This is a genomic window from Granulicella sp. S156 (assembly GCF_009766105.1).
GTDB lineage: Bacteria > Acidobacteriota > Terriglobia > Terriglobales > Acidobacteriaceae > Granulicella.
On sequence record NZ_LMUH01000026.1, the window covers coordinates 310,964 to 336,749 of the forward strand.

Genomic DNA, 25,786 nt, shown 5'->3' on the forward strand with positions numbered 1-25,786 from the left:
GACTGCGGCTAAAGTGCGAAAGCAATGATGGTAGGCCCGCGAAGACCAGTTCTTTGTTCGGCTTCAGCGATTAGTTTCTCCTCCAGCGGACGCCATCTTTGATCCATTTCGGAGCGGAGAACTTCGCTTTCGGGCGCGCCTACGAAACATAGTTCACAGACTCCGAGCCCGTTGTCCTCATTGCGTACGGGAGGGCCGAAGGTTCGACACTGCACCGGGCGGGAGGCATAGAGGTCGCAGGTTCCCGTGACGGGGTCGAGCACAGGGCAGGGCTCGTCATTGGCGAAGTCGTCAAAGGCGTCCTCGTGATGCGGCTGGGTGAAGAGGAGACCGGTAGCGGGGTCTCCGGGGAAGTCACGGCTGAGTCTCTCCCGCGCTGCCGCAGCGCGCATTCGTATGCGATCGGCTGTGACCGTATCGGCGGCTGCCAGTCCCGCCCGCAGGGCTTCGGCGTCTAGCTGTGAGATGGGGAAGACGCCAACGCAGCACTGATGACAACCGGGCTTACAGGCGAGCCATGCGCCGGAGCGGGCTGTGGTGTCGGCGAGAGCCGCGTCGAGGATAGGGAAAAGTTCGTGAATGAGTGGCTGCCCCTTCTTCATGGCTGGATTTCGCTGGTACGTCTAGCTGGAAGAACCCAGCGATTCCAGACGATCAGCCCTATGCAAGGTGCGACGAACGCTGTTAGTTCGCTAAAGATGCGAATCTCGACGACGACGCCGACGACCAACATCGCCAGCCCCCATAGCGGCAGCAGAATGGCAACGGAGCGCGCGAGCGCGTGGTCGCTGATCCAGTGATATCTGTGAATCAAGAGCGGCAGGGTAAAGCCAAAGAGCCCGAGAAGCAGGGGCCACTGGAATGGGTTCAGCAGCGATTTGAGATTGTGCACAAGCTGGAAGTCGAAGAAGCCGCTGTGATGCCCCGGATCGAGAGGATTATGCAGGAAGAGATGGTGTAGCCAGAGACGGAGAGCGAACCACGCAATGGCTTGGAGCGCGACATGAGGAGCGATGCGGCGTAGCGCAGCGGAGCGCGACTCGCCGGGTTCTGTACGGAACCAGGTGTAGAGCACGAGAAAGATCGTGACGAAGCAAAAAGTCTCGCGGTTGAGCGTGCCGACGATAAAGATCGGCAGCAGCAGCCAGTAGCGGCGCGTGAAAACCAGCCAGACGCCGAGGCTGAAGAGCGCTAGAGAGGGCACGTCGTACGGCAGAGAGTAGGCCAGGCCATAGACGGCGACCAGGTTGAAGTACGCCATATAGATGGTCAGAAGGGAAGCCCATGAGGCAAACCTGCGGTCGCCTGTGATGTGAAGAAGACTGGCTCGTGCGGCGAGAATGGCGACGAACATCGCGAGGAAGGTCGCGATTAGAAGGACGACGGCATAGGGGTTGTGAAACTCCTTGGGCAGCGGAGACGAGAGTCGCAGCAGCAGCGGAGCGAGATGGCTGTTGCCTGCCGTACCGCCGAGTAGCCATGCCATCAGGGCTCGGGTCTGGTAGGGCAGCCGCTCGCCTCCGTGGGAGTAGAGCGTCAGGTTCAGAAACTGCGGGCTCCTCCAGAGGTAGAGCACGGTGAAGTGCCCGCAGGCCAGCAAAACAAATGCCAGCCAGCCCAGGCGAGCCCTGGAGCTGGGCGCGGAAGAGGAGGAGAGCGCGTCCATGCCGCCATCGTCTCATGATGCGGTATCGCAAGGAAGCGAAGATGTCGTTCTTAGAGGTGCAGACTGTTGGGAAGTGCAGTAAATCGTTGCGATTGGCGGGAGGGTTTGTCCTTTACTTTAGCGCTATCGTGCGAATATCGGACGTTTAAAGTGTGAAATCTCTAAGGAAGTGAGTGGTTTATGGGCGCGGGTGGTGTTTGCCTAAGGCTTCTGCGATGGGCGATACTAGCGGGGCCGCTACAAGGAAATATTTCCCAACGACGGACAATTTCGTACGGAAGGTAACACCCATTCATGCCAACACCCGGCACCGCCAGCCCCCAAGCGGCGGATATTACACCTGCCAAAGGAAAATTAGGAATCATGATCCCCGGAATGGGAGCGGTTGCGACCACTCTCATCGCCGGCGTGGAAGCGGTTCGACGGGGTTTTGCCAAGCCCATTGGATCGATGTCGCAGATGGGCACCATCCGTCTGGGCAAGCGAACGGACGACAACACCCCGCTCATTAAAGACTGGGCCCCTATCGCGGACCTGAATGACATTGTCTTTACGGGCTGGGATATCTTCGGCGGCAATCTGTATGACGCTGCCAAGACAGCCAATGTGCTGGATCGCGACCAGCTCGAGAGCATGCGGCCTTTCCTCGAGTCCATCGAGCCGATGCCTGCGGTGTTCGATCAGCGCTGGGTAAAGCGCCTCAGTCCGAAGTTCCAGAAGGTCGGCAAGAACAAGTGCGACCTCGCGAACCAGATTCGCAACGACATCGCGGAGTTCAAGTCGAAGACCGACCGCCAGGTGATGATCTGGTGCGGGTCTACCGAAATCTACATCGAGCCCAAGCCTGTGCACATGACGCTTGAAGCCTTCGAGAAGGGCCTCGTCGAGGACGATCCAGATATCGCGCCGTCGATGCTCTATGCGTGGGCTTGCCTGAAGGAGGGTATTCCCTTCGCGAACGGCGCTCCCAATCTCACGGTCGACATTCCTGCCCTGCAGGAGCTGTCGAAGAAGATGAACGCGCCCATCTGCGGCAAGGACTTCAAGACCGGCCAGACATTTATCAAGACGGTGCTTGCACCGGCCTTCAAGACGCGTCAGCTTGGCGTCAGCGGCTGGTACTCGACCAACATCCTCGGCAACCGCGATGGCGAGGTTCTCGACGATCCGGACAACTTCAAGACCAAGGAAGTCTCCAAGCTCGGAGTTCTCGAGCACATCTTCCAGCCGGAGAAGAACCCTGACCTCTATGGCGATATCTTCCACAAGGTTCGCATCAACTATTACCCGCCACGTGGTGATAACAAAGAGGGTTGGGACAATATCGATATCTTCGGATGGCTTGGCTATCCGATGCAGATCAAGGTGGATTTCCTCTGCCGTGACTCGATCCTTGCCGCTCCGCTGGCGCTCGATCTTTGCCTCTTCATGGATCTCGCGTCCCGCACCCCGGCGCTGCGTGGACTGGGCATTCAGGAGTGGTTGAGCTTCTACTTCAAGGATCCGGATACTGCGCCGGGTGTTTATCCTGAGCATGATTTGTTCATCCAGTCCATGAAGTTAAAGAACACGCTGCGGCACATCATGGGTGAGGATCTTATTACGCATCTTGGGTTGGAGTACTACGGGGAGTAGTGCAGCTGCCAGAACCACGAAGGCCCTGCGTTGATTTACGCAGGGCCTTTTTTGCTGGTGTAAGAGGGCTGGGGTGGTGCTGGCGAAAAACGGGAGACAGCAGGTTCGCTCGCTGCGCTCGGAATGACAACCAGAAAAGCAAAGGCAAAGGCAGAAGCAGATTCCCTGCGGGAATGACAAGCCAGAAAGGCAAGCGCAAAAGCTTATGGGCTCACGAGTGGCTTACCTAGTCCTGGATCAGGTTGGTGATCTCTGGCCACAGAGCCTTTACGCCTGCTTCGGACTTTGAGGACACGGGGAGGATGCGATCGACACCGTGTGCCTTTTTCAGTGCGGTGAGCGATTTGGTTAGCTGATTGCCGCCCAGTCGGTCGGACTTTGTGGCGACTACCAGGTAGGGGCGCTGCATCTGCTGCAGGGCGGTGATCAGCATGGTGTCGCTTTCCTGCGGAGGGATGTTGGAGTCGACGAGGCAGATGCAGAGAGAGAGCTGTTCGCGCTCGTTCAGGTAGGGTTCGATGAACGTGGGCCATTCCGCGGAGATCGACTTCGAGATCTTGGCGTAGCCGTAGCCGGGCAGGTCGGCGAAGATGAGCGAGGGGCGGGCGGCGGACTTCTGGGGGGTGCCCTCGTGCAGGGCGAAGAAGTTGATCGCGCGCGTGCGGCCGGGGGTGGAGGAGACCTTCGCTTCTTTGGAGCCGAGCAGCTTGTTGATGAGCGATGACTTGCCGACGTTGGAGCGGCCGAGGAAGGCGACCTCAGGGGCGTCGCCGGTGCGGGTGCTGTCGGGGAAGTGGTCGGGGCTCATCGCGGAGAGAAGGAACTTCGGAACGAAATACATAGGTTTGAGCTTACCTGTTTTAGGGGTTGTTTCGCAGGTTGGGGGACCGTGGTTGGTCTGTGCAGGCATTATCGCGGGTACCAGCAAAATACAGGGGTCTTGACGCGAAGCGCGACACTAACCTTTTTGCCCCGCTTGTCAAAAACTGCAGGTCTCTCCACTATGGCGCAAACAGCGCGCGTTCGGTCGAGATGACAGGGTATAGGGGAACTGGCCAGCGGAGCACCTTCCGGCTGGAAGGACGCATCTATGGAGGTGCAGTGCAGATATCATGTGCTACATTCATCAAACGGTTTATCGCCCTAACTTTAAATAAGATGAGGACAAATGGAACGCACATTGTTGCCGGGAAAGCCCTATCCGCTGGGCGCGACGTCCAGCGCTCAGGGAACGAATTTTGCTCTGTACTCGGAGAATGCTACCGCGGTAAAGGTCTGCTTCTTCGATGAGTCCGGCAAACAGGTTGACTGTATTGGTCTAAAGGAGCGAACTGCTTTCGTCTGGCATGGTTTGGTTCGCCACATCAAGCCTGGGCAGCGGTATGGCTTTCGCGTCGATGGACCCTGGGAGCCGGAGAAGGGGCTGCGCTTCAATTCCTCCAAACTGCTGGTCGACCCCTATGCCAAGGCGATTGCGGGCGAGGTTGACTGGAAGGCGTCGATCTTTCCTTACGACGTAGCGTCTGGCGACGATCTGAAGAAGTGCGATCAGGACAGCGCGAAGGGCGTGCCGAAGAGCATCGTGATCGAGAGCACCTTCGACTGGGGGGATGACGCTCCTCCCGAGACGCCGATTGCCGACTCAATCATCTACGAGATGCACGTCCGGGGTTTTTCCAAGCTCAATCCCGATATCCCAGAGAACCTGCGGGGCACCTTTGCGGGGTTGGTGCATGACTCGAGCATTGCCTATCTGAAGAAGCTGGGGATTACTGCGGTCGAGCTGCTGCCCGTCCATCACTTCATCGATGAAGGGCACCTGGTCGATAAAGGGTTGCGAGATTACTGGGGCTACAACACGCTGGGTTACTTTGCCCCGATGTCGCGCTACAGCTCCAGCGGCGACGATGGAGAGCAGGTCATCGAGTTCAAGCAGATGGTGAAGCGGCTGCACCAGGAGGGCATCGAAGTCATTCTCGATGTGGTCTACAACCACACCTGCGAGGGTAACGAGAAGGGACCGATGCTCTCGTTGAAGGGCGTCGACAACACGACGTACTACCGCACGATGCAGGACAATCCGCGCTTTTACATGGACTATACCGGCACGGGCAACACGCTCAACGCCTACCACCCGCAGGTGCTGAAGCTGATCATGGACAGCCTGCGCTACTGGGTGACGGAGATGCACGTCGACGGCTTCCGCTTCGATCTTGCGTCCACTCTGGCGCGCGAGCTGCACGATGTGAACAAGCTGGGCGCGTTCTTCGATACGATCCACCAGGATCCGACGCTGGCCGATGTGAAGCTGATCGCCGAGCCGTGGGACGTTGGCGACGGCGGCTACCAGGTGGGCAACTTCCCGGTGTTGTGGGGCGAGTGGAACGGGAAGTATCGCGACACGGTACGGCGATTCTGGAAGGGCGACAGCGGGCAGCTATCCGAGTTCGCGTATCGGCTTACGGGTTCCAGCGATCTTTACCAAGGAGACGGACGTACGCCGGCGGCGTCGATCAACTTCATTACGGCGCACGATGGCTTCACGCTGTGCGATCTGGTCAGCTACAACGGGAAGCACAACGAAGCCAACGACGATGACAATAAAGACGGCGCGGATAATAACGACAGTTGGAACATGGGAGTAGAAGGGCCTACCGACGATGAGGCGATCAACAATCTTCGCGAGCGGCAGACACGAAATTTCCTGACGACCCTGATGTTCAGCCAGGGTGTGCCAATGATTGCGGGGGGCGATGAGTTTTCGCGCTCGCAGCGGGGTAATAACAACTGCTACTGCCAGGACAATGAACTGACGTGGTACGACTGGAAGCTCGATGAGCCGCGGAAGCGTCTGCTCGAGTTCACGGCAAAACTGATCGAGATACGCAAGGAACATCCCAATCTTCACCGGCGCAGATTCTTTCAGGATCGCAAGATACGAGGCTCGGTGGTGCGCGATGTCGCCTGGTATGGGACGGATGGGAATGAGCTTTCAGACGAGGTGTGGGGTGAGGGTTGGAACAAATCGCTCACGTTGATGCTCAACGGCAAGACGCTGGGTGTGATGGATGAGGATGGCCAGCAGGTGTACGACGACAGCTTTCTGATTATCGTCAATGCGTCGGATCAGGGAGTGGAGTACACGCTGCCTAAGGTGCCGGATGGGTTGCCGTGGCGGCAGGTGCTGGATACGGAGAATATCGACGATCCGTTCAGCGAGGCTGATGTGGAAGAGAAGATTATCGTTGGTGGGCGGGCGGTACGGGTCTATAGCGATTGTGGGAAGCCGGAACAGAGGACGGAGAAGCATAAGCCGGCGAAGACGTTGTAGGGGATTCGCGTAATGTTGTGGCGGAACTAACGAAAAACGGGAGACAGCAGGTTCGCTCGCTGCGCTCGGAATGACAAACAGAAAAGCAACGGCAACGGCAAAAGCAAAAGCAAAAGCAAAAGCAGATTCCCTTCGGGAATGACAACCAGAAAAGCAAAAGCCTCACATTAATTAGAGGTGAAGCCGGTTCTATCGAACCGGCTCTAGCTTCTCGTAGGCTGCGATCTGGTTGAGGGTGAAGCGGTGCATGTCTTCGCCGGACTGCCAGGCCTTGTACCAGTCGACCAGCCAGTGCAGTGTGGTTTCGAGGCGCAGGCGGGGGTGCCAGGTTAGTTCGGCGCGGGCGCGGCTGGCGTCCAGCTTTAGGTAGCCGGCTTCGTGGACGCCGGGGTCTTCGTCGAGTACCCAGCTGGCTTTGCCGCCCCAGAACTGCGTCATACGTTCGACGATCCAGCCGACCTCCTGCGCGTCGTCGTCGGAGGGGCCGAAGTTGAAGGCGGTGGCGTAGCGAGGGTCGAGCGTCAGCAGATGTTCGGCGAGCAGGATGTAGCCGAGCAGCGGCTCCAGCACATGCTGCCAGGGACGAATCGAGTGTGGACGGCGGATGTGTACCGGCTCGCCGGCGAGGAAGCCGCGCACGAGATCGGGGATCAAGCGGTCGAGCGACCAGTCGCCGCCGCCAATAACATTGCCCGCACGGCCGGTGGCGAGGGCGCACTTGTGTTCGGCAAGCTTTGCGACAGGGAAGTAGCTCTGGCGATAGGCTGCCGAGACGATCTCGGCGCAGGCCTTGGAGCTGGAGTAGGGGTCGTAGCCGCCGAGGGGATCGGTCTCGCGATAGCCCCAGAGCCACTCCTTGTTCTCGTAGCACTTATCGGTGGTCACGCTGACGACAGCGCGGACGCTGGGCGTGCGGCGCACGGCGTCAAGGACGCGTGCGGTGCCGATAACGTTGGTCTCGTAGGTGCCGATGGGGTCTTCGTAGCTGTAGCGCACGAGCGGCTGCGCAGCCAGGTGGAAGACGACCTCAGGAGCGAAGTCGCGCAGAGCAGGTTCGAGTTTGGCCGAGTCGCGGATGTCGCCGCGGATGTCTTCGATGACGCTGCCGACCTTGGCCGCAGTGAAGAGGTTGGGTTCGGTGCAGGGGTCGAGTGCGTAGCCGCGAACGATGGCTCCCCTGGAGGCCAGCCAAAGCGCGAGCCAACCGCCTTTGAAGCCGGTGTGACCGGTGAGGAAGACCCGCTTGCCCTGCCAGGAGAAGGAAGACGTTTCAGACATGGATTCAGGATACTTGGTTCTCGCCAGAGGGAGAATCGTTTAGCTTGAAGAGGTTGCAAAAGCCTTGACGCAACGGTTCGCAAGGGAACGCGACGGCATTTGCATTTGAGAAACGCTTATTCGAAGGACTAGAGGTCTTGACCTGCGGCCGCAGGTCAAGATGACAAGGTAGAGGCGGGCTCAAAAAGAACTACACCACGTTCGCGGTGAACCCGCTCTAGGTCTGCACTACCAGGTCTTCCAGGGGGCTTTGCCTTTGGTCCAGAGATCTTCCAGCTGGTGTTTGTCGCGTAGTGTGTCCATGGCCTGCCAGAAGCCGTGATGGAAGAAGGCGTGGACTTCGCCCTGGGCGACGAGTTTCTCGATGGGTTCGCGCTCGAACATCTGCGCGTCGTCGGTGACGGCGTCGATGGCTTTGGGTGAGAGTACGAAGAAGCCACCGTTGATCCAGCCGCCTTCGTCCTGCGGCTTCTCCTGAAAGGAGTAGATCTGCGTGTCCTTGAGGCCCAGAGCGCCGAAGCGTGCTACCGGCTGCACGCTGGTGAGCGTGACCTGCCTGCCGTGTTTCTTGTGGAAGGCGATGGAGGCGGGGATATCCACATTGGCCACGCCGTCGCCGTAGGTCATGCAGAAGGCCTCTTCGCCTTCGAGGTACTTGGCGACGCGGCGCAGACGGCCGCCTGTGCCGGTGCTGTCGCCGGTGTCGACCAGCGTCACGCGCCAGGGCTCGGCGTCGGAGTTGTGCACGATCATCTTGTTCTCCTTCATGTCGAAGGTGACGTCGGAGGTGTGCAGAAAGTAGTTCGCGAAGAACTCTTTGATGATGTAGCCCTTGTAGCCGCAGCAGATGATGAAGTCGTTGATGCCTTGCTGCGAATAGATCTTGAGGATGTGCCAGAGGATGGGGCGGCCGCCGATTTCTACCATTGGCTTGGGGCGGAGGCTGGTCTCCTCCGAGATGCGTGTGCCGAGTCCGCCGGCGAGAATCACTGCTTTCATGTGTTCGTGTCCTTATGAAGCTCTCTCCATGGTATCGCGCTGTAGGAGGAGCTTTGGTATCTATTGCTATGAGTGTGTTTTGTGGGGTTTCGGTTGTCAGTCGCGTTTGAATCGATCTATTGGAGGCAGTGGCTGCACGACAGAATTTATTGTGGCTATTTCGTTTGGGTGAGGTTGTAATCTGTCGTTCTGATCAGGAGCAGAGCATGTCAGTTACCGTAACGCGGCAGGACCCTCGGTACAAAGCACTGATGAAAGGCCATAATCTTCGCTTCCCAGCCAATCCGGCGGAGGGGGTGGATCGCATTGTTCTATGCGAGTCGGCGGACGATGCAGCCATGTCGCTGCAAGCGATCGTCGCTTCCGGCTTGCGTCCGACGGTACGCTCGGGTGGCCATTGTTATGAGGACTTTGTCGCGAACAATCCAGGGGGTGCCATTCTCGATCTGTCCCTCCTGAACACCGTTGGGGCCGACTCCAGGACGGGCGAATACCTGATTGCTTCTGGAGCTTCGCTGGGCGAAGTTTACACAGAGCTATACAAGCGCTATGCGCTCACGCTGCCCGCGGGGTCGTGCGGTACGGTTGGCGCAGGCGGCCATATCTCCGGGGGTGGCTACGGCTTGCTATCACGGCTTTTCGGACTTTCCTGTGACTGGGTTACAGCGATCGACGTACTCACCGTCGATGCGAATGGCAAGGTGGTGGCACGACGTGTAGACCGGGCGAACGATCCCGGGCTCTTCCGCGCTTTGCGGGGCTCCGGTGGAGGCAGCTTCGGTATCGTCACCGCGTTCCGGTTTGCGAGCCTGCCAAAAGCTCCACTTGAAGTAGCAGAGGCCATGCTCGAGTTCCCCTTCGACAGCATGTCGGAGGAGCAGTTTGTCGCGCTGATGACAGCCTACGGCGACTACTGGGAGACGCGCGGCCGCGATCCCGATACCTGGGGATTGTTTGCCGTTTTCGAGGTAGGCGCGCGTAGTCGAGATAGACCGCTCGGCCTCTACGTGCAGTTCTGCCAGCCCGACGGCACGGCGAACGACCTCTCCGTACTCCACGAGTTCTTTGATCGGTTTCGCGCCTTCAGTCCCAGCATTACATCGCCGTCGCATCACGCTCCGGCCAAAACGCAGAAGTCTCCTGCTGGCACAAAGAACCCACCTGCTCCCTATACCGTCAATGTTCGTCCGTGGTTCGAGGCGACGATTGCCATTGGAGGCGGCGGTGGTGGGGGCAGCCGGGGGAAGTACAAATCTGCCTATATGAAACGTACCTTTACTCCAGCGGAGTCGAAGACCATCTACCGCTTCTTTTCAGGGAGTAGTAAGGCCGCGCAATCTTCCGTGATCTCCATCGATTCCTACGGTGGCGCGATCAATCGACCGCAACTCGCGAGCGAAACCTCTATTGCGCAGCGCGGTTCCGTGATGAAACTGCAGTGGCAGTGCTACTGGCGCGATCCCGCAGAGGACGCCGAACATCTGCGCGAATTGGATGAGTTTTTTACGGCGATCTACACGGGCGAGCATGTCGAGGCACACCACCAGGGAACACCGTGGGGGGACCGGTATGAAGGTTGCTACATGAACTATCCCGATGCCGATATGCTGCGCTATCCGTTCTGGCCGCAACTGTTTTACGGTCAAGGCGAGTTGTATCCGTTTCTGCAACAGGTTAAGAACACCTATGACCCCAACAACATCTTCCACAGCGCGATGAGTATCAGGGCAAAGTAGAACAACGATACGGAAGAACAAGCAACAGCAAAAGCCTTAACGCAGAGGACGCGGAGGTTTCGCAAAGGTCGCAGAGGTGTCGTGGCGGCCTTTGCGTTTTCCTCTGCGCCCTCTGCGTTCGCTTTTTGGGCTGTCCGCCACGAATTTGCCGCAACAAGATGCGTTTGCCTTGCTGAGAGAGGGCGTTTTGCTCTCCGTGGTATCTATGCTTTGTTATCCTTGATCTATATATGAGTGAGCGCTCCGAGCAGCTACGTCAACAGATTCTCCAACTTACTGCAGAGTTTCATGCAGAGGCCTTTGCCAAGCGTGACTTTGTGCCGGGCAGCTCGGTGGTTCCGGTTTCAGGCAAGGTGATCGATGCAGCCGATATGAGCGCGGTGGTGGACTCCGCGCTTGATGGATGGTTCACGACGGGCCGCTGGGCGAAGGACTTTGAGCGCAAGCTGGCGCGGTTCTTTGGGCTGCGTTCGGCGTCGCTGGTGAACTCGGGCTCGTCGGCCAACCTGGTGGCGCTGTCGGCATTAACTTCGCCGAAGCTCGGCGACCGGCAGTTGAAGCCGGGAGATGAAGTGATTACGGTTGCGGCGGGCTTCCCGACGACCGTGAACCCGATCTTTCAGAACCGGCTTGTGCCTGTGTTTATCGACGTGACGCTGCCGACGTACGAGATCGATGTGACGAAGCTTGAAGCTGCGCGGAGCGAGAAGACCAAAGCGGTGATGGTCGCGCATACGCTGGGCAATGTGTTCGACCTGGGGGCCGTTACTGCCTTCTGCAAGAAGTACAACCTGTGGCTCATCGAAGACTGCTGCGATGCGCTGGGTTCGACCTACAACGGCCAGAAGGTGGGCACGTTCGGCGATATCGCGACGGTGAGCTTCTATCCTGCGCACCACATCACAATGGGTGAGGGTGGGGCTGTGCTGACCGATAAGCCCGCGTTGCAGGTGCTGATCGATAGCTTCCGCGACTGGGGCCGCGATTGCTGGTGCGAGCCGGGTGTGGATAACACCTGCGGGAAGCGATTCGACTGGCAACTGGGCACGCTGCCCTGCGGTTACGACCACAAGTACACGTACTCGCATGTGGGCTACAACCTGAAGGCTACCGACATGCAGGCTGCGCTGGGTGTGAGCCAGATTGATAAGCTGCCGGAGTTCATTGAACGGCGCAAGGCGAACTTTGCGTATCTGAAAAACGTGTTGAAGCCGCTGGAGCAGTACCTGGTGCTGCCGGAGGCGACTCCCAAGAGCGACCCGAGCTGGTTTGGATTTCCTATCGGCGTGAAGGAAGATGCGCCGTTCAAACGCGATCAACTGACCAAGGCGCTCGAGGCTCAGAAGATCGGGACGCGTCTGCTGTTCGCCGGGAATCTGCTGCGGCAGCCTGCGTATGAAGGGTGGGAGTATCGCGTGGTTGGCGAGATGACCAATACCGATTATGTGATGAACAATGTGTTCTGGATTGGGGTGTTTCCGGGGCTGACGAACGAGATGCTCGACTTTATCGCGAAGACGGCAATTGAGTTTGTGGAGCAGGTCAAGAGTGGGCTGGTTGTTGTTTAGTCGGCGAGACCGGTGACAAATGCAAACGCGGAGTGCGCAGAGTACGCGGAGTTGACGCAGAGTGTCTTTGCGCAAACTTAGCGGACTCTGCGCACTTTGCGTTTGCATTTCAGGGTGCCGTATATCCGTGCCAGGCGGCGGTGCGGCGGAGGGCTTCGTTGAGTGGGATGGTGACGCTCAGGCCTAGCTCGTCATGGGCGCGGTCGATGCTGGGGACGTAGCTGTTCAGCGGTGCGGCGGGGTTGGGTGTGCCGTCGATCTGGATGGGCAGGCCGGGGCGCAGGGTGGTGGCGGTGAGGTGTGCGGCTTCGGCGATGGTGTGGCCTTTGTTGGAGCCTACGTTGTAGGCGCGGTTGGCTTGGCCGCGCACGAGCATTGTCCAGAGCCAGATGGCGAGGTCGGCCATGTAGAGCCAGGAGCGGCGGGGTGTGCCGTCGCCCTTGATGTGGATGGGCTTGCCGGCGATGGCTGCGCCGAGGAAGTTGCCGATGGCGAAGTGCTGGTCGAGCGGCAGGTGCGGGCCTACGAAGGCGAAGCAGCGGGCGATGACAGGCTCGAGCGGTGTGCTATGCGCGTAGGCGATGCAGAGATGCTCGGCCATGCGCTTGGCTTCGTCGTAGGAGCTTTGCAGCAGTAGAGGATCGGGGGCGCCGGTATAGGTTTCTGGGGTGTGCTGCAGTGTTGTCGAGCGGCCGTAGACGGCTCCCGTGCTCGTATAGAGCAGGCGTGTGGCCCCGGTTTCGCGGGCGAAGAGCAGCACGCGGCGTGTGCCTTCGAGGATGGATTCGGCGAGTTCGTAGGCGGGACGATTGGCCTGCTGGCCGCCGGAGTCGGTGGCTGCGTGCAGGACGTGAGTGTGGGGTTCGGCAGGGAAGGTGAAGGTGCGGATTTCGCCTTCGAGCAGTGTGATGGCGGGGTCGTTTGCGATGTGCGGGGCTTTGTTCTGGAAGGAGGCTGCGCTACGTGTGAGGACCGTCGCGCGGATGTTTAAGGAGAGCTCGCGATTGGCGTAGAGCAGCGATTCGAGCAGCCAGTGGCCGAAGAAACCTGTGCCTCCGGTGACGAAGAGGCGTGCGCCTTTTAGCGCGACAAAGGATTCGTGCGCGTGCGTGAGGACGTGGACGAGGTCTTCGGCGGATAGTGGTTTCGATGCCATCGCTTTCAGTATGCCTCTTTGGCGAGAACGTTTTTGTTGGTTATAGGTTTACGGTGAATTGCGGAATAGCTCTAAGGTCGCAGGGTAGCAATGCGGGGATCCGACAGGTAGATCGCGTCGCACAATGAAAACGTGATCCCACGAAGCTCGCCATTGAGAACTTGTTCGCGGGTAACGGCTTTCCCAGCTAATGAATTTTTCCCAACGGTGCGATCATTTGCATCAATCACCATGAATGATGGGCCGGTTTCGAGGCACCGATATGCGACGGCTATAGCCTGTCGGTCCTTGGCCGAGGTTTCGTCGCCCCATCGTCCGTAAATAAAGTCGAAATTTGCTTCTCGATGCGGATGGCCTTCTGTCCATTCAACGAAATACGCTGCAATGGGGAAGCCGTTTTGCCAGATATAGCCCCACACACGGGAAGTCATGTTGCCGCAACACTCGCATGGGCCGAATTGCCGTTGGCTATCGGGTGGTATTTCGAGCGAGAGCGCTGACGCTTGATTCATCGACTAGTGAATCTCCATTACTACGGGATGCGTTTGGTAACCTTCCTGCTATACAGCCATAACGATTAAGCTACTACTCGCAAAGTTGACCGCTCTTGGCTTGTAGCAGCAACTGTGCCTGGATGGAGAAGTACGGTCGTTTGCTACCACAAACGATACCCCACCCTGCCGCGCAAAGAACGTGCGTCGAGGATGGGGCACCTGGCTTGGTGGTTCTTTATGCGCTGTGCTCCCGGAGGAGCTCGATGAAGGCGGTGTGGCCCTTTTGTGTGGCGATGCTGAGTGGGGTATCGCCTTTGCCGTTGAGAGCGACAAGGTTTGCACCTTTTTCGATGAGAAGCTGGCCTAGAGGAACGGAGCCCTCTACTGCGGCGAGCATGAGGAGTGACCAGCCTTTGTGGTTGGCGAGGTTGGCGTCGAGCCCTTGATCGAGCGCGGTGCGGAGGGCGGGTTCGTCGCCGCGCTTGATCAGGGTTTGGGCACCACGATAGGAAAGGGACATAGTTATTCTGCCAATTCTTGGGGCTTTTTGCCGAAGTCTGCGCCGAAGTAGTAGCGCTCCACCACCATACAGTAGATGTGCTCGAGCGCGAGGTGGGACTCCTGAATGTTCATCGTTACATCTGAGGGAATGATGACGTTGATGTCAGCCAGCTCGGCCATTGCACCGCCTTTATTGCCGGTGTATGCGATGGTGAGGATGCCGAGTTTCTTGGCGAGTTTCAGGGCCTTGACGCAGTTTTTGGAGTTGCCGCTGGTGGAGATCGCGAGCAGCACGTCGCCTTCGAGGCCTAGGGCTTCGACCTGGCGCTCGAAGACGTTGTCGTAGCTGTAGTCGTTGCCGATAGCGGTGAGGATGCTGGAGTCGGTGGTGAGAGCGACGGCGCGCAGTGCGGGGCGGTCGACGGTGAGACGGGAGACGAACTCGGCGACTAGATGCTGCGAGTCCGCCGCGGAGCCACCGTTGCCGCAGACCATCAGCTTCTTGCCGGCCTTCATGGCTGCGGCGGTGAGGTGACCGGCTTCGACGACGGCTGTGTGGATGGCTTCGTCGTTCAGGACCTTGGTCATGGTTTCGATGGACTGGGCGAGTTGCTTGCGAACGAGGTCTTGCATGGGACTCCTGTGGTGGTGCGAACGAGAAACGGGAGGAAGCAGGTTCCTCGCTTCGCTCGGAATGACAACTAGAAAAGCAAAGGCAATGACAACAGCAAAGGCAAAGGCTAGGACATCGAAGGATTAGATGCTGTTGTGGTGGTGAGGGGGTTGCCGGAGCTGATGCCGTTGAGGGTGACGGGGCTGGGTTTCGGGTAGCCAAAGCCTGAATCGAAGTTCAGGCGTTCGAGCTCTACGGCGTAGGGGCGGTGCTGCAGTTGTGTGTAGATGGCTCCGACGTACTCGCCCATGATGCCGAGGAAGACTAGCATCAGCGACTGGATGAAGAAGAGTCCGATGATCATGGGAGCGACGCCGACAGTGAAGGTCGACCAGAAGAGGAGCTTGGCGAGCAGGTATCCGAAGGCGATGACGAAGCTGAGTCCTGCACCGAGGAAGCCGGCAAAGGTAGCCAGGCGCAGAGGCACCTTGGAGTGGTTGATGATGCCCAGCATGCCGATGTCGTAGAGCGTGTACCAGTTGTTTTTGGTAATGCCGAACTTGCGGGCGGGTTGGTCGTAGAGCAGCTTGACGGTGGGCAGGCCGATCTCGGCGATCATGCCGCGGAAGTAGGGATAGGGATCGTCGAAGGAACGTACGAGTTCGACAACCTTGCGGTCGTAGAGGCCGAAGCCGGTGTAGTTCTGGATGGTCTCGATGGAGCTGAGACGCTCGGCGAGTTTGTAGTACTGCTTGCGCAGCCAGAACATCAGCGAGTTTTCCTCGCTGGTGCGCTTGATGCCGAGTACGCAGTAGGCGCCGTTCTCCCACTCGCGGATCATGTCGGCGATCATCGGCGGCGGATCCTGCAGGTCGGCGACGATGGAGATCACGCAGTCTCCTCGGGACTGAAAGAGCGCGTGGATGGGCGAACGGATGTGGCCGAAGTTGCGCGAGTTGACGATGATTTTGACGTTGGGGTCATCGGCGGCGATCATCTTCAGGATCGCGACGGTGTTGTCGCGCGACGAGTTGTCGATGAAGAGGTGCTCGTACTCGTACTTGCCGATGCCGACCATGACCTCTCGAACCTGGTTGTAGACGTTGAGGACGTTTTCCTCTTCGTTGTAGCAGGGCGTCATGATGGTGATTTTCTTTTGGCTCACTGCGAGAGGACTCCTGGAAAGGTGGGTCAAGTTTATCTGATGCAGAAAGGAACGCCCGCGCTGGCTGCCCTCTAAACCGTGGGTTTGACCTTGAAGGTCACATTCTTGTGGCCGATGAAGCTGTAGATGGTGGAGAAGCCCATGACGACCGCGATCGCGATATAGCCAGCCATCGCCTTGCCCGTGGCAACGTGCTGCAGCAATGCCAGAGGCTTGCCGCTGAGATGGTTTTCGACGGTCGCCAAGAAGACGTGGAGCGAGACGGCGCGGCGATGGATGACTGACTGCAAGAGTCGGGTGATCGCAGCCAGTGCAATCAGGCCGGGAATCATGCTGGTGCCGTAGACGGCAAAGCACTTGAGCCACTCTCTGAGGTAGTTGCCCTGCGTGCGGAAGACGAAGAACTTGTATCCGAAGTATGCGACGGTGATGTTGAACGGGGTCGAAATGATCGAGGCGAGTACGGTCTTCAAAGAAAGAAGCTGCTCGGGACGAATGGTGTTCAGCAGGGTCAGCGCTATGACGGAGGTGCAGTACCCGAAGAGTGTGTTGAATACTCCAACGCAGAGATAGCGAACGAACTGTCCGCCGGGAAAGAGGCTGGCAAAACCACGCTTCTGCGGGATGGCGTCCTCCGGAATCCCGACGACGGGCAAGTGTTCGTGCGACTGCGTGGTTTCGGGCGGCATGGGGAGCTCCTAGGTTTTGGGGGCCTGCCCCGGGGACGAGTTACAGGACGCTGCGGCCGCCGTCGACGATGAGATTCTGGCCGGTCATGTAGGAGCTGGCGTCGGAACAGAGGAAGAGGATTGCGCCCTGGTACTCGTCCTTATGCGCCATGCGGCCCATGGGGATGAGTTGGTGGAGCTTGGCTGTGAACTCGTCGGGCTGGCCGGCAAAGACGCCGCCGGGTGAGATCGCGTTGACGCGAATGTTGTGCGCGGTCCAGTAGGTGGAGAGATAGCGTGTGAGGCCGATCAGCGCGGTCTTTACGACCGAGTATGTGACCGGCTTTACGGGCTGCTGATCTTCGGGGAGGCCTTCTTTGCGGTAGAGGCGCTGATCCGGGGCGATGACGCCGAGATCGCTGGCGACGTTGAGAATGACGCCGGCGTTGCGCTTTACCATCTCCTGTCCGAAGATGCGCGAGCAGAGGAAGGCGCCGGTGAGGCCGACCGCGATGTCGTCGTTCCAAACTTGAAGCGGGAAGTTTTCCAGGCGTGACCACTGTTTGGGTGCGCCGTTTGGATCGGCTTCGACCTTCGGGTTGTTGGCAGCGTTATTGATGAGGATATCGATGCGGCCGAACTTGGCGAGGATGGCGTCGCGAGCCTGTTCCAGGGAGCTTTCTGCGGTGATGTCCGCGGCCAGGCCGAGGCACTCGGGGCCATGGGCCAGGGTGAGCTGCTCGGCGCGCAGCCCCGGATTTGCAACGGCGAGGTCAAGCAGGACTACGTGGGCCCCTGCGGCGGCGAGGATCGCTCCGTGGTGATAGCCCAGGAGGCCCGCTCCGCCGGTGACGATGGCGACGCGGCCGGTGAGATCGAAGAGGGCTTGTGCGCGGTTGGGTTCGGTAGACATAGTAATGTTCCTAGTATCGCAGAGGGCGTAACCATGAAGCGATTCAGGATTATCGGTGCTGTTCTTTGGATGTCACTTACGTTCTGCGGTCGGTTTGTCGTTGCTCAGCAGCAGGTGACAGCAACCCCAGAACAAGTCGAGTCTTTGAAGCACTTTCTCGACCACTATATAGCGGATGGAAGTACCGAGACGAAGAGCGAACAGCAACCGTATCGGTATGCTTTCGTTCACTTAAGTGGGGACGGTAGATTGCAGGCCATAGCTTACCTAACAGGGCACGAGTGGTGTGGAAGTGGTGGCTGTACGACATTAGTAGTTATGCAAAAGGCGCTCAGCTATGTGGTTGTTGGAGATATCTCTATCTCTCAGCTACCGATCCGCATCCTGCCAACAAAAACTAACGGATGGCGTGATCTTGGTGTAGAGGTATGGGGCGGTGGCATTTTGAATCCCTACGAAGCGAGACTGCCGTTCAATGGTCGTCGATACGCGAGCAACCCAACGGTTGTCCCGGCTCAGCGTCTTCATAAGGAATTTGGCGAGATCCTCATTCCGAAAGAGCAGTGAGTGTCAGAAACTATCCAGAAAGTCGCGGTTGTACCTGTCTTCAACTGTTGACGCAGGTTGTTTTTCGTCGTCATCCTGAAGCAGAGCTGAAGGCCCCCCGTATTGGCAGCACCACAAAGGCAAAGCGCGATACAAAGAATGCTTGTGGAGCGTTTTGCGTCCGTGCCACAGCCAATGCGGGGGTCCTTCGCCTACGGCTCAGGATGACGACGAAAAACAAACAACGCAGCCGCAAGTTTTTGAACAGGTTCTTTTAGAGGCTGCGGGTTTGGCCGCCGTCCATGACGTAGCAGGATCCGGTAGCGAAGGCTGCCTGCGGGGAGCAGAGGTAAACCGCCAGCGAGGCTATCTCTTCCGGCGTGCCGAAGCGCTGTTGTGGGACTTCGGTTTGCAGCATGGCTTCGACGGATTCGCGGCGGTTGTTCAGATGGCGTTCCCAGGAGCCGCCGGGGAAGAAGATGTTGCCGGGGGCGATGGTGTTGACCCGGACCTTCTTCGATCCAAGCTGGCGGGCAAGGTTCTTGGAGTAGTTCACCAGCGCGGCCTTGGCGGCAGAGTAGGGCAGAGGAGCGGGGGTGGTTTCGATGGCGACGATGGAGGAGATGTAGAGAATGGAGCCGCCGTTGGGGTTGGACAGCAGGTCCGGGAGAACGGCCTGCGTCAGGCGCACCGAGGCGAAGAAGTTCATCTCGAAGAGCCGCTCCCACTCTTCGTCGGGCTGGTCCCATCCCGGCTTTCCGCTGCCGGTGCCGAGGTTGGCGATGAGGTGGTCGATGCGGCCGAAGTGGTGGACGGTGCGCTCCAATGCGCGGGAGATTGTGGCGGCATCGGCGAAGTCGCCGCGAATGGCGAGGATGCGGTCCTGGTTGATGGGGGTGGTGAGCTCGAGGTGCGTGCGGCGCAGTGAGGTTTCGTCGCGCCCCGTGAGCACGACACGCGCGCCCTCGTCGAGCAGTGCTGCAACGATGGCACGGCCGATTCCCCGTGAGGAGCCGGCGACGAAGACGACCTGGTTGTCGAGACGAAGGTCCATGCGGGTAGTGTAGACGCTAGACGTGGGATAGAGATTTCACGTTCGCTAAACACATCCTCGGGTATCTAGACCGGTAAGGCTATAGCGCCGTGAGCGATAGTGCCAGCAGGAGCAAACTGCAGGTCTTGACGCAAAGCGCGCCACAAACAGTTGCATCGCGCTCTGCAACCTGCAGGTCTCTCCGCTACGGCGCAAAAGCGCGCCTTCGGTCGAGATGACAAATTTGAGGTGGGTCTAGCGAAGCGAGAGCTCTAAACGGCGGTCCAGCCGCCGTCGATGTTGAGGTTCTGTCCGGTGACGTAGGTGCTGGCATCGGAGGCGAGGAAGAGCAGGGCGCCGCAGAGTTCAATCGGACGGCCGATGCGATTGAGCACGGTGTAGCCCTTGAGGCGCTGCACGAAGGGTGAGTCTTCAGCGACGGAGTTCTGTCCTTCGGTGTCTTCGGTGTTCGAGAAGGGGCCGGGGGAGATGCAGTTGGCGCGGACGCCCTCGCGTCCCCAGAAGCTGGCTGTGTAGCGCGTGAAGGCGGCAAGCGCGGCCTTTGATGCAGAGTAGCCCGGCGGGTTGAGCGAGGTGGTGCCCTCGTAAAGCTGCGGGCGCGGTGCTACCGAGGCGTACATGGTCGCGATATTGATGATGGAGCCGCGGTGCTGCTCCTTCATCTTGATGCCGAGCCGCTGGGTGGTCTGCACGGCCCAGTAGACGCCGCCCTGCAGATTGCGCTGCCATTGGTCGAACGTCGAGTTTTCGAGTGAGCCCTCGGGGACGTTGAACCCGGTTGCCGAGCCCAGTTCGTGGGCGTTGTTGATGAGGATGTCGATGGTCTTTTCTTCGGCGGCGATCTTGTCGCAGAGCTCGTTCAGTGCGGCGACGTCGTACATATCGATCTGCGCGACGGAGATCTTGTCCGCACCAAACTGATTGGCCCAGGTCTTCGCTTCGCTCTGGAGGCGTTCGCTGCGGCCTAACGCGACTACTCGTGCTCCGTTAGCTAGTAGAGCGAGAGCGAAGGTGCGGCCGAGGAAGCCGGAGGCGCCGGTGAGGACGGCGGTTTTGCCTTCGAGGTTGAAGAGGGCGTTGAGCTTGAGGTCGGCGGCGGTGATGGGCATGGTGACTCCTGGGCGGGTGCTGACGAAAAACGGGAGACGGCAGGTTCCTCCCCTTCGGCTACGCTCAGGGTCGGAATGACAACCAGAAAAGCAAGAACAAAAGCAGAAGCAGATTCCCTGCGGGAATGACAACTAGAAAGACAAAGGCGAAGACAACAGCAAAGGCAACAGCAAAGGCAACAGCAAAGGCAGAAACGATTACCAGTATTTTTTGACGAAGGCTAGTTGATCCTTGATGAAGTTGACCTCGTCGTTGTCTGCGCCGCGGGCTACCTGGAGGGTTACGCCACCTTTATAGTCGATGCTACGAATCGCTTGGAACACATCGTCGAAGTTGGCCGAACCGGTGCCGAGGAGGCGTGTTTCTACACCGCCCTCAGGTTTCTTGTAACGGTCCTTGATGTGGACCGAACCGATGCGGTCTCCGTAGGCGGCGAACTCTTCGGTGGCGATGTAGCCCAGGCCGGAGCTGTTGCCCGAGTCCCAGTTGACCTTGAGCATTGGGTGTTGGATGCGGCTCAGGAAGTCGGCGAATTCGGTGGGGTTGAAGTCGGCCTCGAGATGGAGTTCCACGCCGTTCTTTTCGGCGACTGGAAGGGCGCGCTTGAGAATCTCGATGACGGTGTTCTTTTCGTACTCGCCGTTGATCTTGGAGTTGTCGACAAAGGGCAGAACGATGCGCGTGGCGCCGATACGTTTGGCGATAGGGATGAGGTCATGCAGGTGGCGTTCACGGCGTTCGCGCTCAGCGGGAGAGCAGCGGATGAGTGGCACGTCCATGAACCAGTCGCCGCAGAGGGCTGGGGTGGCGATGTTGTGTTCGTGCTTGAGAGCGTCGAACTCGGCCAGTCCGGCTTCCGAAAAGATGGGGTTCGCGATACGGCCGGTGGAGTCCTTGCCTTCGCCGTAGGCATCGTGGATCCACTCGATGTAGTCCAGCCCGGCTGCTTTGGCGCGGGGGAACTCTTCGCGCCAGGCGGCGCGGGGGAAGGATTGAAAGCGGCCGTCTTCCGGGGGGGAGAGGCGGCCCTGCATGATGCCGTAGGTGTGGGACATGGGACTCCTGGGGCGGGCTAGCGAAAAACGGGAGACAGCAGGTTCCTCGACTGCGCCTCGGAATGACAACCAGAAAAGCAAAGACAAAAGCAGAAGCAGATTCCCTGCGGGAATGACAACCAGAAAGGCAAAGGCAGAGGCTGAGCCGAGGGCACGCTGCGTCTACAGAGGCAAAAACTATTCGGGTAGCGGCTTCACGATCATGTTGGCGAGGAACTCTTCGCGCGGGAGGAACGGGAAGAGATCTTCCAGAGGCTTCGAGACGAAGCTGCCGTCGGGCTTCTGGTAGCTCTGCAGGCGAGGCGCGCGGACTTCATCGGGCAAGACGTTCACGTCGCAGAGCACAGGGCCCTTCATGTCGAGGACCTTGCGGACTTCGGCGCGGAGATCGGTCTGGTCTTTGATGACGTGTGTTCCGAGGCCGTAGCTTGCGCCCACCTTCGAGAGGTCTGGAATCGTGAGGCCGGTGTTTTTGTCGGCGCCGATATTGGGCTTGCCGAAGTAGGCGGTCTGCGAGGCGCGGATGGAGCTGTAGCCGTCGTTGTTCAGGACGAAGAACTTGATTGGAAGCTGGAGGCGATGGATGGTCTCGAGCTCCTGGATGTTGAACATGAAGCCACCGTCGCCATCTACCGCGATGACCTCGCGGCCTGGGTTGGCGATGGAGACCGCGATGGCCATTGGAATGGCATAGCCCATCGAGCCGAGCCCTGCGGTGTGATACAGGCGCTGCGAGTGCAGTGTAGGACAGGCAAGCAGGTAGATCTCGATGCCGGAGCCGCTATTGCCTACGACGAGACGGTCGTTGGGACTGGCTTCGGTTCCGAGCACCTCGGCGAGGTTGAAGATGGAGACGAGGCCCTCGGGCTTGCGGTGATCGTCGGTGACGACGGGGTAGCGGGTCTTCCAGTCGGCGCAGCGAGCCAGCCAGGCGTCGATATTGCGCGGCTTGAGCTTGTCCTTGTGCTTGAGCAGTTCGGTGAGAAAGGCCTTGGCATCGGCGCATACAGGTTGTTGCAGATAGGGATGCAGCTTGCCGAGTTCGGCGGCATCGATGTCGACGGCGATCTTGTGTGCTTCGCGGGCGAGGTTGTGCGGGGCATAGCCGGTGATGGCAAAGTCCAGGCGCACGCCGATGGCCAGCAGGAAGTCGGAGTTCTGGAGCGCGAAGTTGGCGCCGCGAGCCGCGACCGAACCCGGGCGGCCTACATAGGTAGCGTCGTCGGAGGGCACGAGGTCCGCAGCGCACCAGGTGGCGACGGTGGGCACGCCAAGATACTTGCGAAGCTCTTCGAACTCCTTCTCGGCGCGAGCGAGGCGAATGCCGTTGCCGGCGAAGAGCAGGGGACGCTCGCAGGCGTTGAAGGCCTCAATGGCGCGGGCGACCTCGGCGGGAACATTGGATGTTCCGTGAATGAAATCCGCATGGGCGAACTCATTGGGGTCGAAGCTGCGCAGGGTGGTTTCGTCGATGGGTGAGGCCTGTACATCGAGAGGGATATCGATCCAGACAGGGCCGGGGCGGCCGTTCATGGCGAGATAGACAGCCTTCTCGAGGTGATAGCGAATGTCTTTGGGTTCGAGGATGGTCTCGGCGTACTTAGTGATCGGCCCCACGATGGAGCAGATGTCGACCTCCTGCACACCAAGCTGGCGCATGCCGAGCGGCTTGCCGGTGACGGCGTCGAACATACGGTCGGGACGCTTGACCTGGCCGGAGATGAAGAGTGTCGGGGTGGAGTCGAGCCACGCACCGGCAACGCCAGTGACGGCGTTGGTGCCTCCGGGGCCGGTCGTGACCATGCAGACGCCGAGGCCGTTGGAAGCCTTTGCATAGCCTTCGGCGCAGATGGCAGAGGCCTGTTCATGCGAGTTGCAGATCGAGGTGATGCGGGATTCCGCGCCCAGCGACTGGTTGAGGTGCATGGCGCCGCCGCCGGTGACGAGAAAGACATTGGTAATGCCGAGATCCGCGACGAACTTCAGAACATAATCGGAGAGCTTCATTGGTATCTATCGTAAACCGTTGATGGGTTGAACTTTCAAACGTTGCGATCGCATAACTAACGGACGATCAAATCGGAATGTGCTGAAGGTGCCAAGAGCGAGCAGATCGCGATCACCGGTTATGAAACATGTCCCTTTGGCTTCTTCGGTAATATAAGCATCCGCGAAATACAGGGGTTTCTAGACGCAAAGCGCGCCACAAACATTTGCATCACGCTCTGCATCAAGGGGTTTCTCCGCTCCCGTTGGTCGGTCGAAATGACAGGCTTTAGGGATAGGTTAGTAAGTGTAACTGTAGCTTGCTCCCCTTCAAACTACTCTGGCGGCCGGATCAGGAAGACGTCACGAGCGCGCAGGTTGCGGGCCGCGAGGATAGCGTCGGAGAACGAGCGGACGGCACCCTGGCCGCCGGGTTGCGTTGAGACGAAGCCATGTTCTGCGACATGGGCGCGAACCTCTTCCGCGGCATTCGATGGGCAGGCGCAGAGGCCGGCGATCTCCATGGCGAAGAGGTCGTTGACGTCATCGCCGAAGAAGCAGGTGCGCTCCAGGGGGATGTCGAACTTCGCGGAGAACTCGCGCAGGGCGGTGGCCTTATCGCGGGTGCCCTTCAGGACGAAAGGAATGTGCATCTTCTTGGCGTAGAGATCGACCAGAGGCGACGGTTCGCCGGAGATCAGCGCCATCCTGATGCCCAGACGACGCAGCAGGGAGACACCCATGATGTCGGCGAAGGAGAAGCTCTTGGACTCTTCGCCGGATGGGGACCAGGTGAGGGTGCCGTCGGTGAGGACGCCGTCGACATCAAAGGCGATGGCCTGCAGCGTCTGCAGGCCATCGGTGAGTTGTTGGGGGGAAAGAGACATCGCTTAGACTGCAGCTCCGACGCGACGCAGCTTCTTCATGACGGGAATCTCTTCCTCGTAGACGCGCTTGATGCCGTCGCCGTAGGACTGCTCGCAGAGACGGATGTCGCGCACCAGCCGGGAGATGCCGTTAGGTTCGAGCGAGGCGGCCTGGTCGGAGCCCCACATGGCGCGGTCCATGGTGATGTGGCGCTCCACGCAGCTGGCGCCGAGCGCGGCAGCTGCGATTGACGTTGGGATGCCGGTTTCATGGCCGGAGTAGCCGACGGGAACGCCGTAGCGCTCGATCATGTTCGGGATGGCGCGCAGGTTGAGCTGCTCGTACTTGGCGGGATAGGTCGAGGTGGTGTGCATGAGAATCAGATTCTCTTTGCCCAGCACGCTGACGGCGTGGTCGATCTCGGCATAGGTGCTCATGCCGGTGGAGGCGATGACGGGCTTGCCGGTCTTGCGGATGTGCTTGAGGAGGTTGTCATCGGTCAGCGAGGCCGAGGCTACCTTGTAGACCGGGGTATCGAACTGCTCGATGAAGTCGACGGAGGGTTCGTCCCACGGAGAGACAAACCAGTCGATTTTGACCTGTTTGCAGAAGTCCGAGATCTCTTCGTAGTCTTCCTGACCGAATTCGAGGCCACGCTTGAGGTCGCCGTTGGTTTCGCCGAAGGGATTGGGGCGGGGGGTTGCGAGTTCCTTCTCGGTGTAAACGATCTCGACGGTGCGCTTCTGGAACTTGACTGCATCGCAACCAGCGGCGACGGCGACCGAGATGAGACGTTTCGCGAGGTCGATGTCGCCGTTGTGATTGATGCCGATCTCGGCGATGACATAGCAGGGTTGACCGGTTCCAAGCTGCTTATTTCCGATTTTTACGGTGCTCATTCATGCTCCAGGGGTACCCCAGTATCAGGGGCGGGTTAAAGGCCAAAAAGTGTCTGAGGAACTGCTTGCATTCTTACAGGAACACACAGAGGGCGTCCAGACGGCGAAAACATTGAAATTTAGATGCATGGTTTGGGGTGATTAGTCACCCCTGAGCCCGATCCATTCTTCTCTTGGTGGCGCAAAGATGTCGAAGATAACCGTATCTTCTATGGCTTCGGCCGTGTGGGGGAGATTGCCGGGGATGACAAGCACATCGCCGGCGCGGACAATCCTTTCTTCAGCTGAACCTTCTTCGCCGAGGGAAAAACGCATCGCTCCTACGGCTAAATAAGAGATCTGCTCGTTAGGATGCGTGTGACGGGGTCCCGTGCTGCCTTTCTTAAGTTCAAGACGGGCCAACATGGCCTGTGAGCCTGTGACAAATTGACGTGTAAGCAGGGAATCGAGCCGTTCTACAGGTAATTCGGTCCAGGAGGTGTGATGGGCGGCGGAGATGGACATAAGAGTAAGACTAAAGGACTGAAGGGTTTTGGGGGTAAAGGC

At 59.0% G+C, this 25,786-nt stretch carries 24 protein-coding genes; 5 read left to right on the plus strand and 19 right to left on the minus strand.

Annotated features, from left to right (window positions below):
* Positions 1 to 8: 8 nt before the first annotated feature.
* Both GSQ91_RS22850 and GSQ91_RS22855 read right to left on the minus strand, forming a co-directional pair.
* The gene (locus GSQ91_RS22850) at positions 9 to 602 is read right to left on the minus strand and encodes a YkgJ family cysteine cluster protein (protein WP_174240723.1); all 594 of its coding nucleotides are present in this window, start codon (positions 600 to 602) and stop codon (positions 9 to 11) included.
* Positions 599 to 1,666: a hypothetical protein gene (locus GSQ91_RS22855; protein ID WP_158824064.1), complete on the minus strand. Its 1,068-nt coding sequence runs from the start codon at positions 1,664 to 1,666 to the stop codon at positions 599 to 601. The genes GSQ91_RS22850 and GSQ91_RS22855 overlap by 4 nt, the downstream gene beginning before the upstream one ends.
* A 294-nt stretch (positions 1,667 to 1,960) precedes the next feature.
* Here GSQ91_RS22855 and GSQ91_RS22860 point away from each other — a divergent pair, with 294 nt between their 5' ends.
* Complete coding sequence (locus GSQ91_RS22860) at positions 1,961 to 3,301, plus strand: inositol-3-phosphate synthase (protein WP_158824065.1); 1,341 nt, start codon at positions 1,961 to 1,963, stop codon at positions 3,299 to 3,301.
* 226 nt (positions 3,302 to 3,527) lie between these two features.
* On the opposite strand, the gene yihA is transcribed toward GSQ91_RS22860, so the two are convergent.
* Positions 3,528 to 4,142 (minus strand): ribosome biogenesis GTP-binding protein YihA/YsxC, encoded by a 615-nt coding sequence (yihA, locus tag GSQ91_RS22865; protein WP_158824066.1) that lies wholly within the window; start codon positions 4,140 to 4,142, stop codon positions 3,528 to 3,530.
* 327 nt (positions 4,143 to 4,469) lie between these two features.
* Here yihA and glgX point away from each other — a divergent pair, with 327 nt between their 5' ends.
* The gene (glgX, locus tag GSQ91_RS22870) at positions 4,470 to 6,632 is read left to right on the plus strand and encodes a glycogen debranching protein GlgX (RefSeq protein ID WP_158824067.1); all 2,163 of its coding nucleotides are present in this window, start codon (positions 4,470 to 4,472) and stop codon (positions 6,630 to 6,632) included.
* Between the two features lie 189 nt (positions 6,633 to 6,821).
* Here glgX and rfbG read toward each other — a convergent pair whose 3' ends face one another.
* Together rfbG and rfbF are read right to left on the minus strand one after the other, a co-directional pair.
* Positions 6,822 to 7,910, minus strand: a complete 1,089-nt coding sequence (gene rfbG / locus GSQ91_RS22875; RefSeq protein WP_158824068.1) for a CDP-glucose 4,6-dehydratase — start codon at positions 7,908 to 7,910, stop codon at positions 6,822 to 6,824.
* A 228-nt stretch (positions 7,911 to 8,138) separates the two neighbouring features.
* Positions 8,139 to 8,909 (minus strand): glucose-1-phosphate cytidylyltransferase, encoded by a 771-nt coding sequence (gene rfbF / locus GSQ91_RS22880; protein WP_158824069.1) that lies wholly within the window; start codon positions 8,907 to 8,909, stop codon positions 8,139 to 8,141.
* Between the two features lie 206 nt (positions 8,910 to 9,115).
* Here rfbF and GSQ91_RS22885 point away from each other — a divergent pair, with 206 nt between their 5' ends.
* Both GSQ91_RS22885 and rfbH read left to right on the plus strand, forming a co-directional pair.
* The gene (locus GSQ91_RS22885) at positions 9,116 to 10,645 is read left to right on the plus strand and encodes an FAD-binding oxidoreductase (protein WP_158824070.1); all 1,530 of its coding nucleotides are present in this window, start codon (positions 9,116 to 9,118) and stop codon (positions 10,643 to 10,645) included.
* Positions 10,646 to 10,875: 230 nt separating this feature from the next.
* On the plus strand, positions 10,876 to 12,213 hold the full coding sequence (gene rfbH / locus GSQ91_RS22890) for a lipopolysaccharide biosynthesis protein RfbH (RefSeq protein WP_158824071.1): 1,338 nt from the start codon (positions 10,876 to 10,878) through the stop codon (positions 12,211 to 12,213).
* 109 nt (positions 12,214 to 12,322) lie between these two features.
* On the opposite strand, the gene GSQ91_RS22895 is transcribed toward rfbH, so the two are convergent.
* From GSQ91_RS22895 to GSQ91_RS22925, 7 genes are all read right to left on the minus strand, one after another.
* Positions 12,323 to 13,369: an NAD(P)-dependent oxidoreductase gene (locus GSQ91_RS22895; protein ID WP_158824072.1), complete on the minus strand. Its 1,047-nt coding sequence runs from the start codon at positions 13,367 to 13,369 to the stop codon at positions 12,323 to 12,325.
* A gap of 71 nt (positions 13,370 to 13,440) precedes the next feature.
* Positions 13,441 to 13,881, minus strand: a complete 441-nt coding sequence (locus tag GSQ91_RS22900; RefSeq protein ID WP_158824073.1) for a hypothetical protein — start codon at positions 13,879 to 13,881, stop codon at positions 13,441 to 13,443.
* Positions 13,882 to 14,098: 217 nt separating this feature from the next.
* Complete coding sequence (locus tag GSQ91_RS22905) at positions 14,099 to 14,383, minus strand: ankyrin repeat domain-containing protein (RefSeq protein WP_158824074.1); 285 nt, start codon at positions 14,381 to 14,383, stop codon at positions 14,099 to 14,101.
* A gap of 2 nt (positions 14,384 to 14,385) precedes the next feature.
* Positions 14,386 to 14,997, minus strand: a complete 612-nt coding sequence (locus tag GSQ91_RS22910; RefSeq protein WP_158824075.1) for a D-sedoheptulose 7-phosphate isomerase — start codon at positions 14,995 to 14,997, stop codon at positions 14,386 to 14,388.
* A gap of 107 nt (positions 14,998 to 15,104) precedes the next feature.
* Positions 15,105 to 16,142, minus strand: a complete 1,038-nt coding sequence (locus GSQ91_RS22915) for a glycosyltransferase family 2 protein (RefSeq protein WP_158824076.1) — start codon at positions 16,140 to 16,142, stop codon at positions 15,105 to 15,107.
* Between the two features lie 71 nt (positions 16,143 to 16,213).
* Positions 16,214 to 16,831: a GtrA family protein gene (locus GSQ91_RS22920; RefSeq protein ID WP_158824077.1), complete on the minus strand. Its 618-nt coding sequence runs from the start codon at positions 16,829 to 16,831 to the stop codon at positions 16,214 to 16,216.
* Between the two features lie 40 nt (positions 16,832 to 16,871).
* On the minus strand, positions 16,872 to 17,723 hold the full coding sequence (locus tag GSQ91_RS22925) for an SDR family oxidoreductase (RefSeq protein ID WP_158824078.1): 852 nt from the start codon (positions 17,721 to 17,723) through the stop codon (positions 16,872 to 16,874).
* 33 nt (positions 17,724 to 17,756) lie between these two features.
* Between GSQ91_RS22925 and GSQ91_RS22930 the strand changes: the two genes are divergently transcribed.
* Positions 17,757 to 18,290 (plus strand): hypothetical protein, encoded by a 534-nt coding sequence (locus GSQ91_RS22930; protein ID WP_158824079.1) that lies wholly within the window; start codon positions 17,757 to 17,759, stop codon positions 18,288 to 18,290.
* Between the two features lie 253 nt (positions 18,291 to 18,543).
* Here GSQ91_RS22930 and GSQ91_RS22935 read toward each other — a convergent pair whose 3' ends face one another.
* The 7 genes from GSQ91_RS22935 to GSQ91_RS22965 form a co-directional block, all read right to left on the minus strand.
* Positions 18,544 to 19,323, minus strand: coding sequence for an SDR family NAD(P)-dependent oxidoreductase (locus GSQ91_RS22935; protein ID WP_158824080.1), 780 nt, complete (start codon positions 19,321 to 19,323; stop codon positions 18,544 to 18,546).
* A 251-nt stretch (positions 19,324 to 19,574) separates the two neighbouring features.
* Complete coding sequence (locus GSQ91_RS22940) at positions 19,575 to 20,432, minus strand: SDR family oxidoreductase (RefSeq protein ID WP_158824081.1); 858 nt, start codon at positions 20,430 to 20,432, stop codon at positions 19,575 to 19,577.
* Between the two features lie 198 nt (positions 20,433 to 20,630).
* Positions 20,631 to 21,488, minus strand: coding sequence for a sugar phosphate isomerase/epimerase (locus GSQ91_RS22945; protein ID WP_158824082.1), 858 nt, complete (start codon positions 21,486 to 21,488; stop codon positions 20,631 to 20,633).
* 177 nt (positions 21,489 to 21,665) lie between these two features.
* Complete coding sequence (locus tag GSQ91_RS22950) at positions 21,666 to 23,495, minus strand: thiamine pyrophosphate-binding protein (protein ID WP_158824083.1); 1,830 nt, start codon at positions 23,493 to 23,495, stop codon at positions 21,666 to 21,668.
* A gap of 314 nt (positions 23,496 to 23,809) precedes the next feature.
* Positions 23,810 to 24,361: an HAD family hydrolase gene (locus tag GSQ91_RS22955; protein ID WP_254064839.1), complete on the minus strand. Its 552-nt coding sequence runs from the start codon at positions 24,359 to 24,361 to the stop codon at positions 23,810 to 23,812.
* Between the two features lie 3 nt (positions 24,362 to 24,364).
* Positions 24,365 to 25,240 (minus strand): N-acetylneuraminate synthase family protein, encoded by an 876-nt coding sequence (locus tag GSQ91_RS22960; protein ID WP_158824084.1) that lies wholly within the window; start codon positions 25,238 to 25,240, stop codon positions 24,365 to 24,367.
* A 141-nt stretch (positions 25,241 to 25,381) separates the two neighbouring features.
* Positions 25,382 to 25,744 carry a cupin domain-containing protein gene (locus tag GSQ91_RS22965; protein ID WP_158824085.1) on the minus strand — a complete coding sequence of 121 codons (363 nt, stop codon included), beginning with the start codon at positions 25,742 to 25,744 and terminating at the stop codon, positions 25,382 to 25,384.
* Between the last annotated feature and the right edge of the window lie 42 nt (positions 25,745 to 25,786).

Bases quoted from the DNA above. Each gene is read 5' to 3' on its own strand.
- glgX (WP_158824067.1), top strand. From the start codon at position 4,470: ATGGAACGCACATTGTTGCCGGGAAAGCCCTATCCGCTGGGCGCGACG.
- rfbG (WP_158824068.1), bottom strand. From the start codon at position 7,910: ATGTCTGAAACGTCTTCCTTCTCCTGGCAGGGCAAGCGGGTCTTCCTC.
- GSQ91_RS22900 (WP_158824073.1), bottom strand. From the start codon at position 13,881: ATGAATCAAGCGTCAGCGCTCTCGCTCGAAATACCACCCGATAGCCAA.
- GSQ91_RS22960 (WP_158824084.1), bottom strand. From the start codon at position 25,240: ATGAGCACCGTAAAAATCGGAAATAAGCAGCTTGGAACCGGTCAACCC.
- GSQ91_RS22925 (WP_158824078.1), bottom strand. From the start codon at position 17,723: ATGTCTACCGAACCCAACCGCGCACAAGCCCTCTTCGATCTCACCGGC.
- GSQ91_RS22855 (WP_158824064.1), bottom strand. From the start codon at position 1,666: ATGGACGCGCTCTCCTCCTCTTCCGCGCCCAGCTCCAGGGCTCGCCTG.
- GSQ91_RS22945 (WP_158824082.1), bottom strand. From the start codon at position 21,488: ATGTCCCACACCTACGGCATCATGCAGGGCCGCCTCTCCCCCCCGGAA.
- GSQ91_RS22895 (WP_158824072.1), bottom strand. From the start codon at position 13,369: ATGGCATCGAAACCACTATCCGCCGAAGACCTCGTCCACGTCCTCACG.
- GSQ91_RS22955 (WP_254064839.1), bottom strand. From the start codon at position 24,361: ATGTCTCTTTCCCCCCAACAACTCACCGATGGCCTGCAGACGCTGCAG.
- GSQ91_RS22930 (WP_158824079.1), top strand. From the start codon at position 17,757: ATGAAGCGATTCAGGATTATCGGTGCTGTTCTTTGGATGTCACTTACG.
- yihA (WP_158824066.1), bottom strand. From the start codon at position 4,142: ATGTATTTCGTTCCGAAGTTCCTTCTCTCCGCGATGAGCCCCGACCAC.
- GSQ91_RS22920 (WP_158824077.1), bottom strand. From the start codon at position 16,831: ATGCCGCCCGAAACCACGCAGTCGCACGAACACTTGCCCGTCGTCGGG.
- GSQ91_RS22950 (WP_158824083.1), bottom strand. From the start codon at position 23,495: ATGAAGCTCTCCGATTATGTTCTGAAGTTCGTCGCGGATCTCGGCATT.
- GSQ91_RS22935 (WP_158824080.1), bottom strand. From the start codon at position 19,323: ATGGACCTTCGTCTCGACAACCAGGTCGTCTTCGTCGCCGGCTCCTCA.
- GSQ91_RS22905 (WP_158824074.1), bottom strand. From the start codon at position 14,383: ATGTCCCTTTCCTATCGTGGTGCCCAAACCCTGATCAAGCGCGGCGAC.
- GSQ91_RS22940 (WP_158824081.1), bottom strand. From the start codon at position 20,432: ATGCCCATCACCGCCGCCGACCTCAAGCTCAACGCCCTCTTCAACCTC.
- rfbF (WP_158824069.1), bottom strand. From the start codon at position 8,909: ATGAAAGCAGTGATTCTCGCCGGCGGACTCGGCACACGCATCTCGGAG.
- GSQ91_RS22910 (WP_158824075.1), bottom strand. From the start codon at position 14,997: ATGCAAGACCTCGTTCGCAAGCAACTCGCCCAGTCCATCGAAACCATG.
- GSQ91_RS22850 (WP_174240723.1), bottom strand. From the start codon at position 602: ATGAAGAAGGGGCAGCCACTCATTCACGAACTTTTCCCTATCCTCGAC.
- GSQ91_RS22885 (WP_158824070.1), top strand. From the start codon at position 9,116: ATGTCAGTTACCGTAACGCGGCAGGACCCTCGGTACAAAGCACTGATG.
- GSQ91_RS22965 (WP_158824085.1), bottom strand. From the start codon at position 25,744: ATGTCCATCTCCGCCGCCCATCACACCTCCTGGACCGAATTACCTGTA.
- rfbH (WP_158824071.1), top strand. From the start codon at position 10,876: ATGAGTGAGCGCTCCGAGCAGCTACGTCAACAGATTCTCCAACTTACT.
- GSQ91_RS22860 (WP_158824065.1), top strand. From the start codon at position 1,961: ATGCCAACACCCGGCACCGCCAGCCCCCAAGCGGCGGATATTACACCT.